The 20,680-nt window shown below is 52.1% G+C and carries 16 protein-coding genes and 1 riboswitch; of the genes, 1 reads left to right on the forward strand and 15 read right to left on the reverse strand.

Features of this window, described 5'->3' with window-relative positions:
* Positions 1-13: 13 nt before the first annotated feature.
* Positions 14-156, reverse strand: a riboswitch (SAM riboswitch).
* A gap of 105 nt (positions 157-261) precedes the next feature.
* From ACE5LO_RS15430 to ACE5LO_RS15445, 4 genes are all read right to left on the reverse strand, one after another.
* Positions 262-975: a Cthe_2314 family HEPN domain-containing protein gene (locus ACE5LO_RS15430; protein ID WP_375520906.1), complete on the reverse strand. Its 714-nt coding sequence runs from the start codon at positions 973-975 to the stop codon at positions 262-264.
* A 57-nt stretch (positions 976-1,032) separates the two neighbouring features.
* Positions 1,033-2,799 (reverse strand): UbiD family decarboxylase, encoded by a 1,767-nt coding sequence (locus tag ACE5LO_RS15435; protein WP_375520907.1) that lies wholly within the window; start codon positions 2,797-2,799, stop codon positions 1,033-1,035.
* Positions 2,800-2,965: 166 nt separating this feature from the next.
* Positions 2,966-3,889, reverse strand: coding sequence for a COX15/CtaA family protein (locus ACE5LO_RS15440; RefSeq protein WP_375520908.1), 924 nt, complete (start codon positions 3,887-3,889; stop codon positions 2,966-2,968).
* A gap of 166 nt (positions 3,890-4,055) precedes the next feature.
* On the reverse strand, positions 4,056-4,400 hold the full coding sequence (locus ACE5LO_RS15445) for a thioredoxin family protein (RefSeq protein ID WP_375520909.1): 345 nt from the start codon (positions 4,398-4,400) through the stop codon (positions 4,056-4,058).
* A gap of 156 nt (positions 4,401-4,556) precedes the next feature.
* On the opposite strand from ACE5LO_RS15445, the gene ACE5LO_RS15450 reads away from it, so the two are divergent.
* The gene (locus ACE5LO_RS15450) at positions 4,557-5,816 is read left to right on the forward strand and encodes a DUF2515 family protein (protein ID WP_375520910.1); all 1,260 of its coding nucleotides are present in this window, start codon (positions 4,557-4,559) and stop codon (positions 5,814-5,816) included.
* Positions 5,817-5,831: 15 nt separating this feature from the next.
* Here ACE5LO_RS15450 and ACE5LO_RS15455 read toward each other — a convergent pair whose 3' ends face one another.
* The 11 genes from ACE5LO_RS15455 to ACE5LO_RS15505 form a co-directional block, all read right to left on the reverse strand.
* Positions 5,832-7,469, reverse strand: coding sequence for a putative polysaccharide biosynthesis protein (locus ACE5LO_RS15455; protein WP_375520911.1), 1,638 nt, complete (start codon positions 7,467-7,469; stop codon positions 5,832-5,834).
* 24 nt (positions 7,470-7,493) lie between these two features.
* Complete coding sequence (locus tag ACE5LO_RS15460) at positions 7,494-7,973, reverse strand: DUF456 domain-containing protein (protein ID WP_375520912.1); 480 nt, start codon at positions 7,971-7,973, stop codon at positions 7,494-7,496.
* Between the two features lie 25 nt (positions 7,974-7,998).
* Positions 7,999-8,736: a Cof-type HAD-IIB family hydrolase gene (locus tag ACE5LO_RS15465; RefSeq protein WP_375355120.1), complete on the reverse strand. Its 738-nt coding sequence runs from the start codon at positions 8,734-8,736 to the stop codon at positions 7,999-8,001.
* 159 nt (positions 8,737-8,895) lie between these two features.
* On the reverse strand, positions 8,896-10,974 hold the full coding sequence (locus ACE5LO_RS15470) for a peptidoglycan D,D-transpeptidase FtsI family protein (RefSeq protein WP_375520913.1): 2,079 nt from the start codon (positions 10,972-10,974) through the stop codon (positions 8,896-8,898).
* A 182-nt stretch (positions 10,975-11,156) separates the two neighbouring features.
* Positions 11,157-13,475 carry a glycoside hydrolase family 3 N-terminal domain-containing protein gene (locus ACE5LO_RS15475; protein WP_375520914.1) on the reverse strand — a complete coding sequence of 773 codons (2,319 nt, stop codon included), beginning with the start codon at positions 13,473-13,475 and terminating at the stop codon, positions 11,157-11,159.
* A 16-nt stretch (positions 13,476-13,491) separates the two neighbouring features.
* Positions 13,492-15,090 carry a response regulator gene (locus ACE5LO_RS15480; RefSeq protein WP_375520915.1) on the reverse strand — a complete coding sequence of 533 codons (1,599 nt, stop codon included), beginning with the start codon at positions 15,088-15,090 and terminating at the stop codon, positions 13,492-13,494.
* Complete coding sequence (locus tag ACE5LO_RS15485; protein WP_375520916.1) at positions 15,038-16,867, reverse strand: sensor histidine kinase; 1,830 nt, start codon at positions 16,865-16,867, stop codon at positions 15,038-15,040. Before ACE5LO_RS15485 ends, ACE5LO_RS15480 begins: the two co-directional genes overlap by 53 nt.
* 36 nt (positions 16,868-16,903) lie before the next feature.
* A complete protein-coding gene (locus ACE5LO_RS15490) occupies positions 16,904-17,734 on the reverse strand; it encodes a carbohydrate ABC transporter permease (RefSeq protein ID WP_375520917.1) in 831 nt (276 codons plus the stop codon).
* Positions 17,735-17,752: 18 nt separating this feature from the next.
* The gene (locus ACE5LO_RS15495) at positions 17,753-18,628 is read right to left on the reverse strand and encodes a carbohydrate ABC transporter permease (protein WP_375520918.1); all 876 of its coding nucleotides are present in this window, start codon (positions 18,626-18,628) and stop codon (positions 17,753-17,755) included.
* Positions 18,629-18,806: 178 nt separating this feature from the next.
* Positions 18,807-20,111: an extracellular solute-binding protein gene (locus ACE5LO_RS15500; protein ID WP_375520919.1), complete on the reverse strand. Its 1,305-nt coding sequence runs from the start codon at positions 20,109-20,111 to the stop codon at positions 18,807-18,809.
* A 383-nt stretch (positions 20,112-20,494) separates the two neighbouring features.
* Positions 20,495-20,680 (reverse strand): group II intron maturase-specific domain-containing protein (locus tag ACE5LO_RS15505; RefSeq protein WP_375520920.1); only part of this gene is annotated, 186 nt, incomplete at its 5' end.

Raw genomic sequence — 20,680 nt, forward strand, 5'->3', positions numbered from 1 at the left:
CAGCAAAATCCGGTTCTCATCTGCCAATACTACTTAAACACAGTGGTATTGTTGGAATTAGCACCATGACGCTGCCCCCTAAGCGCTTAATAACGCCGGGGTGCAGCCGGTTGCCGGGCTTCATCGGGCCAGTCCCTCCGCCTCTCTCGATAAGAGATTATATAATTGTTTCAATTATTTTGAGTTTGGGATATCCACTCTATAACCTTCATAAAGCTGACATTAAACTAGATTTCAGTATAGATACTTTACATGGCTTTGTCAAAGGTAATTTTTTTTCCACTGCTGGTTCGTATATTCGAACGCTTCCGCTACCGACCGGCAGACCATGTCCAGGCCCTGCCGCAGATCGTCAAGATGCTCATCCAGATCCTCAAGCTTGATTTTGCCATACAGCGCCCGCTGCTTCTGCCACAGATCATCCTGCATTTCCACGTTCATGTAGTGCACTTCCGTATTTCTGCGTTTACGCAGCCGGTCAAGCGGCTCCCTGAAGCGGTCCTTAAGCTCAAACAGGCGATCAGCCAGCCTGTCGTGGATTTTCAAATACCGGAACTGCCGCAGCACGGTGAAATAGGAGTAATGTGCTTTTACCCTGGATGTGTTCATATCGTAAAAGTCATTCAGCAGATTGCCGAGCTTATCCAGCATGGAGAACACCCGGATAAACCCGTTTTTGTAAAAATACACATACCGTTCATAATCCGCACGCTCCTGCCCGGTCATTTCCTCGGAAAACTTCGCATGCACCTTGTTCCGGAAAAATGCCGCGGCAAACTTGCTCTGCTCCAGCTCGTCCAGGGAGGACATCAGCCCGCGTGTCAATATGTCGGCCTTACGGAAATCGGACGTAGGATCTCCGCTTTGCTCCATCTGGTGCTGTAGCAAGCCCAGCGTCCGCTTCATGCTGTTCATCGCCTGCAGCAGCATTTCGTTATCCTGCCTTGACGGTTCTCCCAAAAGCTCACGCAGCATATGCTCAACCTCCCCGTGTCTGTTCCGGCCCTGCGAAGTTTATACTTTCTGAGATCTTCACAAACCGTAGCTTTTCCAGCGTTCATCCACCAAGTGCACAATGTCCTCGCGCGGCAGCACCTCATCCGGGTAACCAGGCTTCATACGCGCATCCACTATGATCGGCAGCTTGTAATTCAAATGATGCAGCTTGACTTCATGATCGGCAAACATGTCCGTTGCCGGATTGAAGCGGGTGAATACTGTCCACAGGAAAGAGGCCTGTGATCTTACTACCTCTTCGGCGTTATCCACAATAAACACGAGCGGCCACTTCTGCTCCATAGCAGACATGCGCTGCAGCACGTGCACAGGCAGCTCAGGCTCCTGCTCGTAGGAGGCTCCCGAGATGACAAGACAGCCGCCGCAATAGGACTCAATACGGGTGATGCCAGGCAGGTCTCCGCCCTCATACATCCGTGGCAGTTCACGCACCGGCTCGCCGACCCCCATCAGCACGGCCTTGCTGCCATGGTTAAGCTTGCGCCCCGTATAATCGAGCGTATCATGCGAAGTATGATTAAGGATGAACAAATCCTGTGCCGGATTGAAGCGCTCCAGAATCGTCTCCAGCAGCACCGTAAAATTCGACAGGTCGAGCGGCTTGTCTGTCAGCATAAGAAACTTGGTCAGCGAAAGCTGGCCTTGCCCCAGGATCGTAAAGGCAGATACGAGCGCCTCGCGCGAGTAGCTTTCACGCACAACCGCAGCAGCCAACGCATGAACCCCGGTCTCCGCATACGCCCATAAAGAGCGCACAGCCGGCATAACAAGCGGATAAGCCGGTGACAGCAAGCGCTGCAGGAATTCGCCCAGATAATAGTCCTCCTGGCGTGGCTTGCCTACAATCGTAGCCGGATAGATAGCGTCCTTGCGGTGATGCGCATGTTTGACATGAAATACCGGAAAATCATGCTTCAATGAGTAATAGCCGAAATGGTCCCCAAACGGCCCCTCCGGACGCCGCTCATGCGGAGGCACATAACCGCTGATCGCAAATTCAGCCTCTGCAGGAATACGATGTCCGCCCAAAGGATCTTCCGCCATCGGCAGCTTGTCACCCATAATCAGTGATGCAAGCATCAGCTCGGGCAGATTCTCGGGAGCGGGGGCGATCGCCGAAGCGATCAGCGCAGGGGGCCCGCCCAGGAAGATCGTAACGGGCAGCGGCTCGTTGCGCTGTTCTGCTTCGTGATAGTGGAAGCCGCCGCCTTTATGGATCTGCCAGTGTATTCCCGTTGTGGAGTCATCATAGATTTGAATCCGGTACATGCCCAGGTTATGGTCTTTGGGCTGGCCGGGCTTCTCTGTATACACGAGCGGCAGCGTAATGAATGGACCTCCGTCCTCATGCCAGCTTGTGACACGCGGTAGTTGCGCGAGAGGCGCCTCCGTTCTCTGTACGCCCAGTACAGGGGCTTCTGCGGCGGAGACCGTTTTTACTCCTACCTTAATCATGTCCCTGATCAGCCCTCGTTCATTCCACAACGCTTTCGGAGTGGGCGGCAGCAGCGTCTTCGTTGCATTGACAATCGTCTTCATCAGCTGCTCCGGACGGGGGCCGAAGGCCATATCCACCCGCCGGTTGGTGCCAAACAGATTGCTGACGACCGGAAACGGCGTTCCTTTCACATTGGTGAACAGCAGAGCCTTGCCCTCCTGCTCAATCACCCGACGGTGAATCTCCGCCAGTTCAAGATAAGGATCAACGGGTGCTTCAATAATATGCAGGTCATTTTCTTTGCGCAGCGCTTCAATAAACTGCCGCAGATTCTGATAGATCACGGTATGTAGTCCTCCTATATTGAAAGCCGCCGCAGGTGCTGAGGCGGGCCGGTAATATCAAGCCTTAACCAAAACAAAGTCCTCGAGCAGCTCGCGGACTTTGCTTGTTCTGATCTTATTATAGGGGTTTACCTGCTTTTGGGCAAAACCGGATATTGCAATCCCCTTAAGTACGCTGAAGGGAAGCGTTCTGTACGGCCATTTTCTCCGGCGACAGCTGCCATACCCGGAAGCTCATGTAGCACAATACGGCAAACAACGCTGCAATGATCACCATATGCGACAATACGACAAACATGTACAACTCCGGTCTTCCCGCCGTATAGAGCAGCGCAATGCCCACAACAATCTGCAGGGCAATGAGGATAACGGAAGTTACGCCAAGAGCACGGATATCGCCATGGTCCGGGTGTTTGCGATAAGCAAAATGACCGACGGCCAGAATAACAACGAACAGGACGCCGGCTGCAATCTGGTGCAAAGATAACGGCGCAATCCCCAAGAAGGAGTTAATGCGGTTCTCTGTAGAATGGCTCAGGAACGCCCCTGTATACACCGCAATGTACGTATAGACGGTTGACGCCCAGATGAAATTGCGGAAGCCGCGCGAGACCGGCTTTTTGTCATGGCGCAACACACGGCGGGTATCACGATCCTCCTGCCAGGCGCCCAGTGTCATCATTGACGCGCTCGCAAAGGCAATGAGCGAAAAGCCGAAATGCAGCGCCATCACTGCGGCGGACTGGGAGAACACGACAGCCAACGCTCCCATCATCCCCTGAATAATGACAAAGGCCAGCGTCATGAATGAGAAAAATTGCAAATCACGCCGCTTTTTGAAATAAATCAGAAACCCCACAAAAGTGGCAATGGACAGTAGTCCCGCCAATCCGCTGACCGAGCGGTGTGAAAACTCGATGACAGACGCAATCGTATGAGCCGGAACGAATTTGCCGTTGCAGGTCGGCCATTCTCTGCCACAACCAAGGCCCGAATCGGTCCGTGTCACCACTCCGCCGCCAAAGGTCGCGAGGAACATGACAATACAGGTCGCAAGCGCCAGCCATTTTATAACTCGTGTACTTTTCACTATAACTCACCTGTTTTCATATTTTAGTTGCAAGCATTCCTTTAATAAAAATTATAACTGATACAAACATCATTGACATAAAACCTTTGTGACAAAATGTTAACGTCTCCGCAGCAGCAAAAAAACGCCTCCCTTAAAAACAGGGAGACGTTCCGCTTGGATCAGCTTATGCTTTTAATGCGGTATGGACCTCAATTGCCCGGTCAAGAAACTGTTCGATTTCCGCACGGGATTTGCGCAGTCGGTTCACCAGCCGCACCACTTCCTTGCCGTTGCTGAAGGCGATGAAGCTCGGAATGCCAAGCACGTTATGGGCTTCGCTGACGCCCTCTGCTTCCTCAACATCAACCTGGATCAGCTTCAAGGCATCCGCATACTTCTCTTCCACGTCCGGCATAAATGGATCTATAAATTTACAGTCACCGCACCAGTCAGCCTTAAATACGGCCACCGTCAGCCCGGGAGCCCGCACGGCCTGATCGAATTCCGCCTTGTTTCTAATTTGCTGCATATTGCATACCATCCCTTCGAATCATTTATGAATCACCGAAGCACGTCTATATTCTAACCTGAAAAAAGGTTTTTGCACAGGCTTCCGATTCCGGTTGGAACTCCGGCTCCCAAGCCATACTGGATATTAGAGAAGTATGAAAGGAGGAAAGGAATCATGCGGAATGGCTGGCTGCGCTCAGGGATGCGTCTGCTTGGAACGGTGCCCCGTACGGCCGGGGATGCGCTGAAAGGCAAATATGCGGCATGGAAAGCCTCCAACAGGCTCCGCCATCCGCTGCGGGAGCAGCCGTGGAGCACCAGCGCCGCTGCAGCGGCGCTGGAGGAAGCGGGGCGCATGCTTGCCATGAGCGGACGAACTATGCGCGAACCGACTGCGGAACCAATGCTTTGCGGGGAAGATCGGGATCTGGTAGAACAGATTCACAATGAGACCACAAAGCATAACCGCAGCAATCTTACGCGCACAGCTGCCTATCTCGAATGCTACAACAGCCATCCGGAGCTGCACTGGGCGTTGCTGGCCCACCTGGTGTCCCGCAATGGCGGATATAACATGACCGATTTAAAGGGCGGACTGATGGCAGACCTTGTGACCGGCAAGGAGAGAGAGTGGACGTACCGCTTGCTTGAGAGATGTAATGCTCTCATTTTCCAGGATGCGTATCCGCAGCTGCTGCTGTACGCGCACAGCCGCCGGCTTGGGCGCAGCTGCTTTCACCTGCTGCCTTTTTTCCATGTCTCTGTTTTTATGAGCCCGTTCTGGGAAAGGTTTTGGACTCTGCGGGACAGCCCTCTTCTGACCGTCGCGCTCATCATTAACGAACAGCATTATATCGAAGGGCGGGTAATGTGCAACCCGTACTTCAGGAAACACGTTACCCGCAGCACATCGTTTCGCACGCGCCAATGGCTGCAGCTTAATCAGATCGTGTTTCCGCTTGGACAGGACAGCGGGCTGGCAGGGCTCGTGATCGAGCAATTCGCCGATTTGGGCGAGCGCATCGCTGTCGGGAAATCCCTCTACGCCATGCTGTTCGGATATGAACAGGTGCTGACGCAGGCCCTTTCCTTCGCCCGCAAGGTTCCGCACAGAGGCTCGCGCAGCGAATACTGGCCCGGTCTCTTTACAGCCGACAGCGAAAAAGCGCTGCACTCTCCTCACGAGAGCACAACGCTTCATAGCCGGAAATGGCTTCCTTCCGGAAGTAAATTGTACAGTCCGACACTGGAGCAGGTCTGGTCTGACACGCCTTATGATCCGATCCCCAGGTATGACTGGTTCGCGGGATTTTTGAACCCGTCTTATCTGAGCAGGCCGCGGCGCCCCTACCTGTTCGAGATGACACATGAGCACAGATTCGGCATTCAGAAAACGGCCGCCGTCCATGATGCGGAAGCTCTTCTTTTTCAATGAAGGAATACTGCTTTTTTATCCCCGCTGGCCGGATGAACCCGGCTGAAGGCGCATCAATGGGCGCAGCATCTTTTGTATCATTCGCGGATAACTGCCCAGCTCGTCCCGGCGCAGCACGCGCAGCAGCACAAGCAATACGAGATAACAGATGACAACCGTTATCCCGGAGATGATGCAGGCCACGAAGAAAACGATTCTGGACGGCGCCGCTCCCGCTGCAGTCAGAACCAGCGTATTCGCGCCGTAACCGGCCGCTCCTGCCACAAGCACGGTCAGGATAAAGCCCATCCATCTGCCGCCCAGGATCGAAAACGAAACCACCTTTTTCAATACACGCAGATTCAGATATGTAATGGTCAGAAAACAGAGAGCGGTGGCCGCAATAATGCCATAGATGCCGTAGCTGCCAAACCATGTCGCTAACAGCCAGCTGGCTGCCAGTTTAACGATCAGCCCGGCAGCGACACTGATCATGGAAATATTCGGCTTGCCAATGCCGATAATTATGGAGTTGGTGGTCATCATCGTAATTTGAAATATGGTGCCTAAGGTCAAAGCTGCGATAATGCCGCTTCCGTTGAGCGAGCTGAACAGCAGCCCGTTCACTGAATAGGCGGCCGCGCAAAGCGCGATGACAATCGGCATGCCTGTCAGGATCGAAATACGCAGTGCGGATGTAATCTGATTGCGCAGATGATCCTTGTCCTGACGCGCGAAGGCTGCTGAAATGACCGGCAGCAGGGACTGGCTGAGCGCAATAGCGAGAATCGGCGGAATACCTGCGATGCTCTGCGCCCGGTTGCCCAATATCCCCAGCGTTTCCGTTGCCGCCGCTTCGCCGAGCTTGTCAAGCAGCAGTGTCTTGACGATCGACGTGTCGATAAAGTTAACCGCAGGAACGGCAAGGGAAGAGAGCACGATCGGGATGGAGAGCGTAAATATGCTCTTATAAATTTGCAGCAACGGCAACTGTTCCGACAGTGGCTCCCTGATTCTGCCCTCGGCATCAGCGCGGCGCATTTTGAATGTATAATAAAGCATGACCGCAAACGCCCCAATGCTGCCGAACACGCCGCCAAAGGAAGCCCCGGCCGCCACCTGCGCATCCGAATACCCGGCCTGCAGCAGGAAATAAGCCAGCAGAATGGCAATGCCGACACGGGCAAACTGCTCCACGATCTGTGACACGCCCCCTGCGGTCATGTTGCCTCTGCCTTGAAAATACCCGCGCATCATCGCGATGGCCGGAAACAGCAGCAAAGCCGGCGCCAGCGCCTGGATCGACAGCGCCGCTTCCGGCGTCTTGGCGATATGCTGTGCATAAAATGGAGCGCCGAAATATAACACTGCTGTAATGACAATGCCGGCACCTGCTGCAAAAATGAGAGCCGCCTGGTAGACGCGGCGCGCCTCCTGCGGCTTGTTCAGCGCATAACGCTCAGACACCATTTTACTGAGCGTGCTGGGAATGCCGGCGGTTGCAACCGTAAGCAGCATCAGGTATACGCTGTTCGCTATCGAGAATGACGCATCCCCGATGTCCCCGAGCAAATGCTCCAGCGGAACCCGCTGCACGAGCCCCAACACCCGTGCCACCAATGCTGCCGCCGCCAATATCAATGTGCCTTTAATAAAGCTTTCCTTCTTGGACAATGTATGTTCCCTTCCAACTGTCATTTAGAGTATATAAAACAGGAAAACGACAATCATCACGAGCTGCAAGATGAATTTCATCACCGTGCTGGTGAACAAGCCGACGAGCGAGCCGAACCCGACCTTGACCGCTTTATCCAGCGGCTGCCGATGGATGAGCTCCCCAAGCACGGCACCGATAAACGGCCCGAGAATAAGCCCGAAAGCCGGGATGACAAAGGGGCCAATGATCACGCCGACCGTACTCAGCACGGTGGACAGCTTCGAGCCCCCGAACTTGTTCACTCCCCAGGCGTTTACAATATAATCCGCCACAAAGAGGACGACAACGATCAAAGTTTGGATAATCCAGAACCAGACGGTAAAGGATGAAAAACTGAAAAACCAGCCATAGACAAAAAACGCAAAATAGATCGCCAGCGCGCCCGGAAGAACCGGGTATACCGCGCCTATCATTCCGATGACAAACAACGCGATCACTAGCACCCAACCGAGTATATCCATATCTGCCCCCGTTTCTTATTCAATATCAGACGAGAATATGGTCACGAATGACTTCCACTATACCGTCTTCATTATTGCTGGCGACGACGAGGTCCGCTGCTTCTTTTACCGTTTGCTGGGCATTGCCCATCGCTACTCCGAGGCCAACCGCCTGGATGACGGCCAGATCGTTCAGACTGTCCCCGACTGCGACGACCTCCTCCATCGTAATGCCGAGCAGACCGCATACTTCCTTAACACCGCTCTCCTTCGAGATGCCTTGCGGATTGATTTCCAGATTGGTGGGGGAGGAGTTGGTAATCTCAAGCCCGCCCAGATTTTGCAGCTTGATGAGAATTTCATGCCTGAGCTCATCATTTTCCGTGTTATACCCGAATTTAAGCCATTCGAATCCTTCCAGCGAAGCGGGCCATCTCTCTGTATTGAACAATCCCTCCGTAGTATAGGCCCAGAACCAGCTATCCGCCTCATCCGCAATTTCCTTCATCTGGCGGATCATCTCCTTATCCAGCAGGTGGCGGCGCCACAGCTCGCGGGGAGATTTCCACACCTCACTGCCGTTTACCGTGACCATCGGCGTTTTCAGCCCCAGCTCCTGCCCGTAGGGCAGGGCGCTGGATGCCGCTCTTCCTGTCGACAGGCAGACATGAATGCCCTCCTGTGACGCTTTATGAATCCATTTGGTCGTTTCCAGTGAAATCTCATGGTCATCATTAAGAAGTGTGCCATCCATATCGAGCGCAAGCAGCTTGTATTTCCCCATGGTCCCTCTCCTCCTGTATGTCCAGTTATGTATCTTTATCTCTCCAGGTTAGGCTGTGCAGCCCAACGACATTTTACCACAAAAGAAAAGAAGCTCAAAAGAAAAAGCTTCCCGCCTTTGCACACGAAAGGGAGGAAGCTCTCTAATGATTATGCCGGATCAAGGCTGCTGCTGTTCATTTTGCCCGCCCTTGTCTGTCTTCTTGGGCACGCCGTCAAGACCGTACACCTCATCGTACACCTCGAATATTTTACGCGCGACCGGTGCGGCGCTTGTCGCGCCAAAGCCCCCTTCAGGAATGACAACCGCTACCGCCAGCTTGGGATTATGGCGGGGAGCAAAGGCAATAAACACACCGTTGTCCACCATCCCTTTTCCCGGCACCCACTGCTCGGAGGTTCCTGTTTTGCGGGCAAAATCATATGGAAAACCGTTAAAAGCTGCCGTTCTGGTATTCATGCCGCGGATGACCTCATTCCAGTAAGCATCGGGGAAATCCACCTCATTCAAAACCTTCGGCTTGATGGTTCGCACCACATTGCCGTTGGCATCCTTGATTTCACTTACGAGATGCGGCTGCATCCGCTTCCCCTTGTTGGCAACAGTGGCGGCATATTGTGCCAACTGCAGTGTGGTATATTTTCCTTGCTGGCCGAATGAGCCCTGCACCATACGTGTCAGCACGCTCTCAGCCTCATTTGTATATTCAAGCCTCCCGAGGTATTCGCCCGGAAGATCCACGCCTGTCGATACGCCCAATCCGAACTGCTTCATATATTGATCCCACACCGTAATAGCTTCGGAACCATACTTGCTGTGCAGCTTTTTGCCCACCATATCGACCATGAACGTATTGGAAGACACCTCAATAGCCCTTGCCGGCCGCATCGGGCCGTAAGCATGCCCGCCCGAGTTGCCCACACGGGAAGAATTGTTCCGGCCGTAATAAGCGGAGCCGTTGTCATAGTAAGTGTCCCCTGTAGTAAACAGCCCTTCCTCCAGTCCAATCAGCACAGATAACGGCTTGATGGTGGAACCGAGCAGCAGCACCGATTCCGGATGCGAGCCTGGCCGATCCGATTTCACAGGCCAAATGGTGCCGTTCATGTACACAGGCCCTATTTCGTCAAACACGCTTGGAGAAACCCCGCCGGTCTGCCATACATTCGTATCATAATCCGGCATGCTCGCCATCGCCACCACGTTGCCGCTCTCCACCTCCATGGCGACCGCATATCCTGTTACCGCCTCCCTGTGAACCTTGCCGGATACGGCATAGGTCTGCAAATATTTCAGCTGATCCAGAATGGCTTGCTCCGTCTTCAGCTGGATTTCTTTATGAATTGTGGAGTAAATATTGTGGCCCTTTTCAGGCGGTGTAACCGATTCAACCCCATCCGGCAAATTGCGGGGGTTAATGGTTACGGTTTTGTAGCCGTTTTTGCCCCGCAGCTCATCCTGATACTGCAGCTCCAGCCCGTCGTAACCCACCGTTTCCTCTTCCTGGTACACCCTGCCCGGATTGTTCTGGGAATCCGTTTTCTCATGAATGGCCCCATATTTATCCTCCAGGCTTGTGCGTGCGTTCTTGTACTTTCGGATATAACCTACAGCTTGAACAGCCACCGTATCCGGATCATAATGACGCACTCCCTCCTCCACGATGTCAATACCAGGGTAACGGTCTTTGTTCTGAAGAAAGTAGGCGATCTCGTCACTACTTAACCCCATTTTGATCCTGCGCGGCGTAAATCCGCGGTGTGTTACATAATTTCGGTCCATTCTGTTCATGATTTCTTCCGCCGTCAGCTGCTCGGCATCTTTGTTCCCATTGTCTGCAAATACTTTCTCAAGATCCTGACTGAGCGCCTCCAATTCCGGAAGAATCCGGTCCTCCTCGGCGCGCTTGGCCTCCATGGTCTTGCTGTAATCCTTCTGAAGAGTCAGATACAGCGATTGCACAGGGGTGGAATAAGCCAGCCGGTTTTGACCTGTCGCATCGTAGATTGTTCCCCTGACCGGGGACAGCGGTACATTGCGTGCAGTCGTACCGGTCTCCTCTTCCTTGAGCTCTTCTCCTTCAACGAACTGCAGGACAGCCAATCTGACAATTAAAATCGTAAAAAGCAGGAATGAACTGAAGAAAAAAATGTTCATTCTGGTAATAAAGGCTTTTCTCCGCTCTGCTTCGGTGTCGGCGTTTTGATGTTGTTTCTGCAAAAGGGGATGTTTCATCATAAGAAAATCAGCTCCCGATAGCGCACAATTATCCTAATTTTACCTCAAGGCGCCGTCAGGAAATTAACAACAAGATGACAAAATTGTAAGCTTGAAACCCCAAATAACACAAAAGAACCTCCACACCCGCCTGCAAAGCGGTGATGGAGGTTCGAAGAGAGCTTAGCGATCTTTCAGGCGTCTTAATCCGCAGTCACCGCGAGCTCAAGCTCCAGTTCCTCTGCAGCTGCAGAATTCGTGCCAACCATGACTTTAAGCCGACATGGCTCCAGCGAAAATTCCATGTTCCGGTTCCAGATCGACAGTTTCTCTTCATCCAACAGGAAAGTGACCGTTTTCGCTTCCCCTGGCGCAAGCCATACTTTCTCAAACGCCTTCAGCTCAAGCCTGCGGCGTGTAATGCCTGATCCGCTGGCTTGAATATATAACTGGGCCGTCTCGGCCCCGGCCGTTTCCCCGGTATTCTCAACCTCAACGCTGATCTCGAAAACCTGTCCCCGCCGCAGCTCCGAAACGGCCATAGAGGCAGACTGTGCACGCAGGCCGGTGTAACGGAAAGCCGTATAACTTAAGCCATATCCGAACGGATATAAAGGCAGGTAGCTTAAATCAGCGTAATGCCTGATCCGGCTCGGTTTTTTCTGGTTGTAATAGACAGGCAACTGACCCACAGCACGCGGCAGCGAAACTGACAGTTTGCCGCTCGGATTTACTTTGCCAAACAAGATTTCCCCGATCGCCTGTCCGCCCTCTGTCCCCGGATACCAGGCGCACACCAGCGCGCCGCAATGTTCATCAATCGCCGTCAGCTCATGAGGTCTTCCCTGAATTACGATGACGACAACGGGTGTACCGGTTGCCTGGATTTCCCATACCAGGCGCTCCTGAATCCCACCCAGCTTCAAGTCTGCTACATCAACGCCTTCACCGCAGTCCATTTCCGATGCGGCTCCTTCAGAGATGATCGCTTCGCCGTTATTGTCAAAATCTCCGCCGAACTGACGGGCACTGCTGCCGCCAACGACAACCACAGCAACATCTGCGTTTCGCGCCGCCTCCACAGCCTCTTCCAGCCCCTCCGTGGATTCGTCACGGATACCGCAGCCGCGCGCATACATGATCTCCGTATCGGCGGGAGCCACCATCCGGATTCCCTGCAGTACAGTCGTGCCTGTTCCTTTACGCTGCACGCTTGTATAATCGCCAAGCTGATTATACAGATTGTCCGCATTCGGACCGATAACCGCGATGCGGCGGGCACTGTCGTTCAAGGGCAGCAGCCTGCCATCATTGCGCAGCAGCACGACCGACTCGCGCGCCACCTGCAGATTGATTGCCTGCGCGGTCTCACTTTTTACGACAGCGGCAGCACGTGTAGTGTCGGCATAAGGCTGATCAAACAGCCCCAGTCTGAACTTGAGCAACAGCACGCGAGCTACTGCCCGGTCTATGTACTCCTCCTGAATCAGCCCTTGCTCCACCGCCTGCTGCAACGTGGTGAAAGCTTGATCCCACAGACTTAAATCCACACCGGAGGACAGCGCCAGTGCAGCGGCGGCTTCATAGGATTCCGCTAGCGCAAGCAGACGATCAATGGCCGCTCCGTCAGCCATGACGATACCGTCAAATTCCCATTCATCGCGCAAAATGCCAGTAAGCAGTTTGTCGTTGGCATGGCAAGGGATACCGTCGATTTCATTATAAGCCGCCATACAGCCGGCAGCTCCCGCACGGACGCCTGCCAGCATGCCTGGCAGGTGAATCTCGCGCAGCTCGCGCTCACCAATCGCCGTCGGACCGGAGTTCAGTCCCCCCTGCGCTTCACCCTGTGCGCACAAATGTTTAAGCACGACAGCAACCTTGTCCGGCGCTTTCAGATCAGCCGCATTGGCCCCCTGCATACCCCGGACAACAGCCTCAGTCATCCGGGCCGCCAGGTAAGGGTCCTCCCCGTAGCACTCTTCGGAACGGCCCCATCTCGGTTCATGCAGGATATCAAGCGCCGACACCAGACCGATATGCGCCCCCCTGGCGCGGATTTCCGCCGCGACCTGGGCATAAGCGCTTTCAAGAAGCGACGGGTTCCAGGTAGAGCCTGCACCGAGATTCACGGGCAACAAAGTTCCGTCCAGCGCCTGATGTCCATGGGGGCATTCTTCAGACAGCAAAACGGGAATACCCAGCCTGGAATGCTCGATCACATATCGCTGCACCTCATTAGCCGCCTGCGCATTGTCGACCGTAGGTATGCCGTTCGCATAGTTGACTCCCGACCAGGGATCGCTGCGGAACAGTCCGTAAAGTGCGCCCATCCCGCCGCCGAAGGCCACTTCCCGCTTAAATTCGTCTGTCAGTTCTATTCCCGTTTCATTGCGCCGGTAAGCATCCCAGCCATACATACGCTGGTTCAGCTGTCCGACCTTTTCCTGCAGCGTCATCCTGGGCAGTAGATCTGCCGTTCTTTCCTCCGCTGAAAGCGAGCTATCCTTATACTTTTCCATGCCTTGATCCCCTCCGTCAATGTTTAACGTTCAGTGCCCGAAACTCCTTTGGTGTCATCCCCGTATGCGATTTAAACACGGACACAAAATACTTATATTCCTTATAGCCCACCTTGTCGGCAATTTCAAACACTTTGTCATGGGTCGTGGCGAGCAGACGCTTCGCATGGTCAATGCGCAGCTCATTCATGTACTCGGTAAAGCTTTTACTGGTGCTCTGTTTAAAAATATAACTAAAATAGCTTGGTGTAATTTTAAGCCAGGCCGCGACCTCGAACGCCTTAAGTTCGTTGCAGTACTGTTCCTCCATATATTTCTTGGCTTTTTCAACAATCCAATAGGACTTATCCAACCCATTTTTGCTCATAAGCTGCAGGAGATCCAGCATCTCCTCATTAACCAGCGTCTCTATGCCTTCATAGGAATTGTATATATGCGGATCAACAGCTTTCCCGCGTCCATGATCAAGCTCCGTCAGTCCGCTTTGGCGCAACCGCTGGCGCAGCAGAATGGAAACCTCCTCGCACGCTTTGACCACCTCACTCAGAAGGAAATTCCTCTCCCTGAAAAAAAGAAACATATCCCGCACAATCCGCTTTACTTCTGTAGCGTCCTGCTTAAATAGAGCAGCCACCAGCATATGCACCCTATCAGCGCTGTTGTATTCGAGCATGGTTCTTCGGCCTTCGGTGTGCTCCCCTGATTCGGGCAGCAGGACTGCTGCATGATCCAGCACATGATACTCCAAAATCCGGCGGGCCTCCACACAGTGCTCAGCCGTGTCGTCCAGCCTCTCATATGGGTGGGAAACGGCGCAGTACAGCCGGATGCCGCCCGTCATAGGCCGCACCGCCTCCACAAGCGCCCTTTCCCATGCTTCGCACTCCAGTACCTTGTCCGCAACCGCCAGCGTAAACAGCAGATTCATATGATCGAATATGGAAATGCTGCGCAAAGAATGCTTTTCAAGCCGGCGGTGTACGGATTGCAGCCATTGCTGCTGGACATCCGCATATTCCAGGTCAGACAGTTCTGTGCGCCAGACAGAGAACTGATCGATTTGCATCGCAATAATGCGGTACTGTTCACCTTGCAGATGAGACGGCAGTTCTTTGTCATAATAAGGCACGTTTCGCACCATATTGGATAACCACAGTGTATCATTCGACAAACGCTGCGTATCCTCCTGGCCGAATTCCATATCTTTTTCATTCCTTATTTCATCCACGACCTTGCGGACAACGGCAACCAGTTCATCAATATCAACCGGCTTGAGCAAATAATCGGACACGTTCAACCGTACGGCCTGGCGGGCATAAGCAAAATCTTCGTAACCGCTGATCATGATGACGCGCACATGCGGATAGCGGCTCTTTAACTGAGCAGTCAGTTCCAGACCGTCCATTCCCTCCATACGGATATCGGTCAGGAGCAAATCGATATGATGTTCCTCTGTTAAATGTAAAGCCTCTTCACCGTCATACGCTTCACCGGCGACTTCTATGCCCAATTGCCCCCAGTCTATCGTATAGCGCAGGCCCTGACAGATTACCGGTTCATCATCAACGATCAGCATCCGGATCGTCTGTTTCGATGCCTCGCGGTTGTTCTTCATGCTCCACACCTCCTCCGTTCCCGGTAAATGGAATCTTCAGCCTGATCCAGGCCCCTTCCCCATCCGTTTGCATCATTTCCAGGCCATAACCCTCTCCAAAATGAATGGACAACCGTTCATGAATATTGTGAATCGCTCCCGTCCTGCCGCCAGAACCTGAACTCCCATGACGCAGCGAGAAGTTCAACGCCTCCAGCTGTGCGGAAGGAAATCCTTTTCCATTGTCCCGCACATCCATCCAAATCTCTCTGTCATTCACATAACAGCGGACAGAAATGGCACTTACTCTTTTTTTGCGGTCCAGCCCGTGCTTCAGAAAATTTTCCACCAAAGGCTGAAGCGTGGCCTTCAGCGTAACCGCGCCGGCAATCGTCGCTTCGGTATACAGCGTGTAGACCAGCTTTTTTCCCAGACGGCGCTGCTGCAAATACAGGTAAGAACGCACAAACTCAAGCTCCTGGAGGATCGTGGTCATATAACTCCCGCTGTTCAGGCTGGAGCGAAAAAATTTGGACAACATTTCAATCAGCTGGCTCGACTGCTCCGCTTTCTCCAGCCGTGCTGTCCAGCGGATCATATCGAGCGTATTGTAAAGAAAATGAGGATCCATCTGGTTCTGCAGCAGCTTGAGCTCCGCCTCCCGTTCGCGCAGCTCCAGCTTGTATTTGTGCTCAATCAACTCCTTGATCGTGACGACCATATCGTTGAACTGGCTGTTTAACTCTGCAATTTCATCATTCGATTCAATGGGCACCCTGGCGCTGAAATCACCCAGCTTAACCCGGTTCGTCTCCTTCTTCAGCCGCAAAATCGGGCGGATGATCGTATAGTGGAAACCAAACAGGGCCGTGAGACCCAGCAGCAGAATGGAGCACAGAATAAGGTTCATCGTCCATTTGACGCCACGCAGCTCGTTGTCAAGCACGGATTGGGGAACCATGGCCACAACGGTCCAGTCCGTATTTTTCATTTCATGGTAAAAGGTTAAATAGCTGCTTTGCTGTAACTTATAGCTGAAAAAACCGTCTTCCTCCGCTTTAAGCCTGCTCAGCAGTTCAGTGTCCAGCCTGAATCCGTTCGGAAGCAGGCTGCCGGTTTGCAAAATGCTTTCGCCCTGAGGTCCGATCACAAACACGCTGCCGTTTTCCTTAACAATGCCGCTTTCCAGCAGCGCGGCTACACTTGATTCATTCAGCCTGATCACCAAATGGCCCAGTGGAACGCTGATATCTGTATAGGAATTGAGCACGCGGAACAGGGAAATCAGCCGGATATTGCCGCTCCAATCGCTGTATATAGGGTAACCTTCACTCCACACAATGCCTCCCTTGCGGAGATCAGCTTGTTTCAGCCAGCGTTGCTCGTTGCCCCGCACCGGCTCCCCCATTTGGATGGAGTTGCCGTTACGGCCGGAAATCGTAATGGATTTAATATAATTTTTGGACATCAGCTGAAATGTAAGGAAATCCTCAATGTTTTGCTTGCGGTTATCCAAAGGGTCCCCGCTCAGTGGAGAGTGGATACGCAAAAAATCCCGCATATCCGGGTTCAATATTAAATAATCCGCGATATCCTCCACCATTTTGATTTGCTCCTCAAGCTGATTGGTTACCGTATCCAGACTTAATCTGGTAGCCTGCACGAACTGATCGTGCAGCACCAGCGTAAACCGGTACTGCACAATCACGCCCACGCCAAGGGTCGGAAGAATGATGAAGAGCAAAAAGATCACGAGCGCTTTTTTTGTTAAACCAAAACTTCTGCGTTTTGTCGCCATAACTTTTCGCCCCCGAGCGCCCGGCCGGACGGATGATCAACCCTTGACGGAACCGGCGGTCATTCCGTTAACCAGCTGTTTTTGCAGCAGCAGGTAGAAGATAAGGATCGGAATGAGCGCAATGGTCAATGCGGCCATTTGCAGTGTAAGACTGGCGGTTTCGATGCCGACAAAATTGGCGAGGCCCAGCGGCAGCGTCTTCAGTTCAGACGAGTTGATCAGTACCAGCGCGAACAAGTATTCATTCCAATTATATATGAAATTGAGGATGACAACAGTCGCCATCGCGGGCCGCGTAATCGGCAGAATGATCGACCAGAAGATACGGAATATCCCCGCCCCGTCCATGACACCGGATTCCTCCAGATCCTTGGGAAAACCTTTCATAAACCCTTCCAATATAAAGATCGTCAAGGACAAATGGAAAGCCGTATACGGCAAAATAAGTGACATCATGGAGTCAAGCAGGTGCAGCTTCTGCATAATGATAAAAATCGGAATCAGTGTCGCATGAATCGGCACAATCATCCCCAGCAAAAACAGACCGTACGTGACCCCGCGCAGCTTGAATTGAAAGCGGGACAAAAAATAAGCGGCGAGCGCTCCCAGCAGCACCGTTAACACCAGGGAAGCGATCGTTATAATCACACTGTTCAGGAAATAGACATTCATGTTGGCGACTTCCCACGCCTTGCTGTAGTTGGAGAACTGCAGCACCGTTGGCAATGAGAACGGATTTTGCGCATATTCCTGTTCCGTTTTGAAGGAATCGACCACCATCCAGAAGAGTGGAAATATATTAATGATGGCAAACACGCTGAGCAGCACGTATGTCAAAAATGTTAGCAGACCCGATTTTTTTTGCATCAGATGTTCCCCCTTTCTTTAAGCATCCTTTTCTCTGCTCACTCGGTTCACAATACTGATGACAATCAGGCTGAAAACCAGAATCAGAATGGATACGGCACTGCCGTAACCGAAACGCATGTTCATAAACGCGTTGTTATACATATAGACGGTCATCACTTCCGTGGCATGTGCCGGACCGCCGCCGGTCATAATCTGAATCAGGTCGAAGACGCGGAACGAATTGCTGATGCTGAACACAATAGCGACGAAAATCGTGCTGCGGATCATCGGGATCGTAATAAGGAACGTCCGTTTGAATCCCGTCGCCCCATCCAGCTCGGCCGCTTCATTGACCTCGGCGGATATGTTTTGCAGGGCCGCCAGGAAAATGACCATGTACAAACCGCAGTTCTGCCAGATATACGCGATGCTTATCGAGATCATGGACCAGGATGTATCGCCAAGCCAGTTCCGCTGCCAGTTTTCCAGGCCTACCGCTCCGAGCAGACTGTTCAGCATCCCGTATTCCGTGTTATAAATCATCCCCCAAATCAACGAGACCATAACGGAGGAAATGACGACAGGCAGAAAACCGACGGTGCGGAAAAATCCCGCCCCCTTCAATTTCCCGTTCAGCAGCAGCGCGAGCAGCAAACCAAGCGGAATTTGCCCCACAACGCCTGTCAGCATTATGAACAAATTATTTTTAACAGATGTCCAAAAGATGTCGTCCTTAAAGATTTCAATAAAATTGTCGAAACCCACAAAGGTCATCGGACTGATGCCATCCCAGTCCATCAAGGCATAATAAAACGACATTCCAATCGGAACGAGGGCTATGCCGATATAAATGACAAGTGCGGGCAGCAGCCCAAAAAAAATGGCATATTTCGTTCCTTTTAACGTATGCACTGTAATGCCCTCCTTTTGCGTAACATATCGATTCCTGACAGATGAACCTTCTGCCTCCCCGCTCTTAAGAAAGAAAACCCGTTAACGAATTCTCACGTTGCCAGGAGAATTCGGGTTATACGGGTTTCCTTCCTGGCTGCGGACCAGTAACACCATTGGATTTACATCATATGACTTGCTATTCCAGCTTTCTGTCCAAGGCTTCCTGCACTTCCTTGGCCAGCTCCTCCGGAGTGGTACGGCCAACCGTCAAGGCCTGCAGACCGTTTTGCATCACATCCACCACTTGTGTCGGGATCACGCTGTCGAATACCGGAGACGTACCGTTGCCTGTCAGCTCGATCATTTCCTTCAAATATTTGCTGGCATCGGCAGGAACATCCACCTTGGCCGGCACGACAACTCCTTTGCTGATCAGTTCCTTGTACAGGTCCTCATTTACAAAATATTTCATAAACTCAAACACTGCCTGCTTTTTCTGCTCGTCCAGGCCGCTTTTCACAGCAATTCCATACTGCACGACACCTGCGGATTTGGCCGCATCACCGCTTCCACCCGGCATGCTTGGGAAGAGCGCAATGCCAAATTTGTCGCCTTCCTCATTTTCAATGCGGATTCTGCCGTCCACCGTGGAGGAAGATACGTGCATGGCTGCTTTCCCCTGAATAAAGTAATCCTGCGCCTGTACGGAATCCATATTGTTGGCATCTGTATTGAAGGCTTCAAGCTTCGTCAATTCTTCAATGACACCAAGGGCTTTCACATACTGCGGGTCCGTAAACTTCGCTTCACCGCTCAACACTTTATTAAGAAAATCACTGCCTACAAAACGCTCTGTGAGTGCCGACAGATAAGATGACTGCAAAGGCCATTTTTCCTTGTTGCCCAGAGAAAGCGGCGTAATGCCGGCGGCTTTCAATTTTTTGACTGCGTCGATGAATTCATCGTATGTCGCTGGAAAATGGTCATACCCTACGCTTGCAAACATTTCCTTGTTGTAGTAAATAATATCGACAAAGGTTTGCTTGGTCGGAACCGCATACTGCTTGCCATCAAGGGCAAAACCGGCCAAAGCATCCGCAGGCAAAATGTCTTTCCAGGCGTCCATTTCCGAGTCAATCGGCTCCAGCAGACCACCACTGGCGATTGGTTGCAAATCGGCTCCCGGCCACACGACATTGATATCCGCCAAGTTGTTGGCGGCGGCCAGCGTCCGCAGCTTGGTTTTATATTGCGCCGCCGGAACACCATCCTGCTCGATGACAATATTCGGATGCTCCTTCTCAAAAGCGGCAATGCGCTGCTTGTACACTTCATTGTCCACATTCGGGGAAGTCCACGGATGCATCATCGTCAGCGTGATTTTTTTCGTATCCTGCGCCGCACCATTGTCCGTACTGTTCCCGCATGCGGCGGTCGTAAGTGCCAGTAGCGAAACCGAACTGATCAGCACTGTCGTTTTCATTTTGTTCAACCATTTCATATTGCAGCCCCCGCTTCTAAAATTGATTGTAATCTGACACCCAATGATCTATTTACTATCATCAAAAGCTGATAATCAAATTATAAATGTTATATTTTTTTGAACCTATACCATAAAACATCAATTATATCCTAAATTCTTTATGTTAGTCGCAGATTTCAAGTGTGAAATCCAAATATTGCGTTATGAAAATTAACATTTACCATTCAGTGGTAACCGCTTACAACCTTTTTCTGAGTAGGGTAAGACGAGGGATTACTCCCTCGGACTCCCCGTCAAACCGTGCATGCGGATTTCCCGCACACGGCTTTCCTTCGTCAGTTCCCCATCTTCAGGAGTGAGTTTCCTTCATCCGTCGCCGGATTGCCTATTTCACTTCTGAATTAGGAACGTGTGATGAGTAAGCTTGTTAGAAATACCATTCCCGCTGATTCCAATACCTTGTTCGGAATCAGCCAGTTTGACACCGTAGATTTCTTTTGACGCATAAAAGCTCGCACCCTCATTCGCGTCCATTTATCCAGACGTTCAAACTTTTTCTTTACATTCCCTATGCCGAAATAATTGCC

The sequence above is a fragment of the Paenibacillus medicaginis genome (assembly GCF_042138635.1).
Taxonomy (GTDB): Bacteria; Bacillota; Bacilli; order Paenibacillales; family Paenibacillaceae; genus Paenibacillus; species Paenibacillus medicaginis.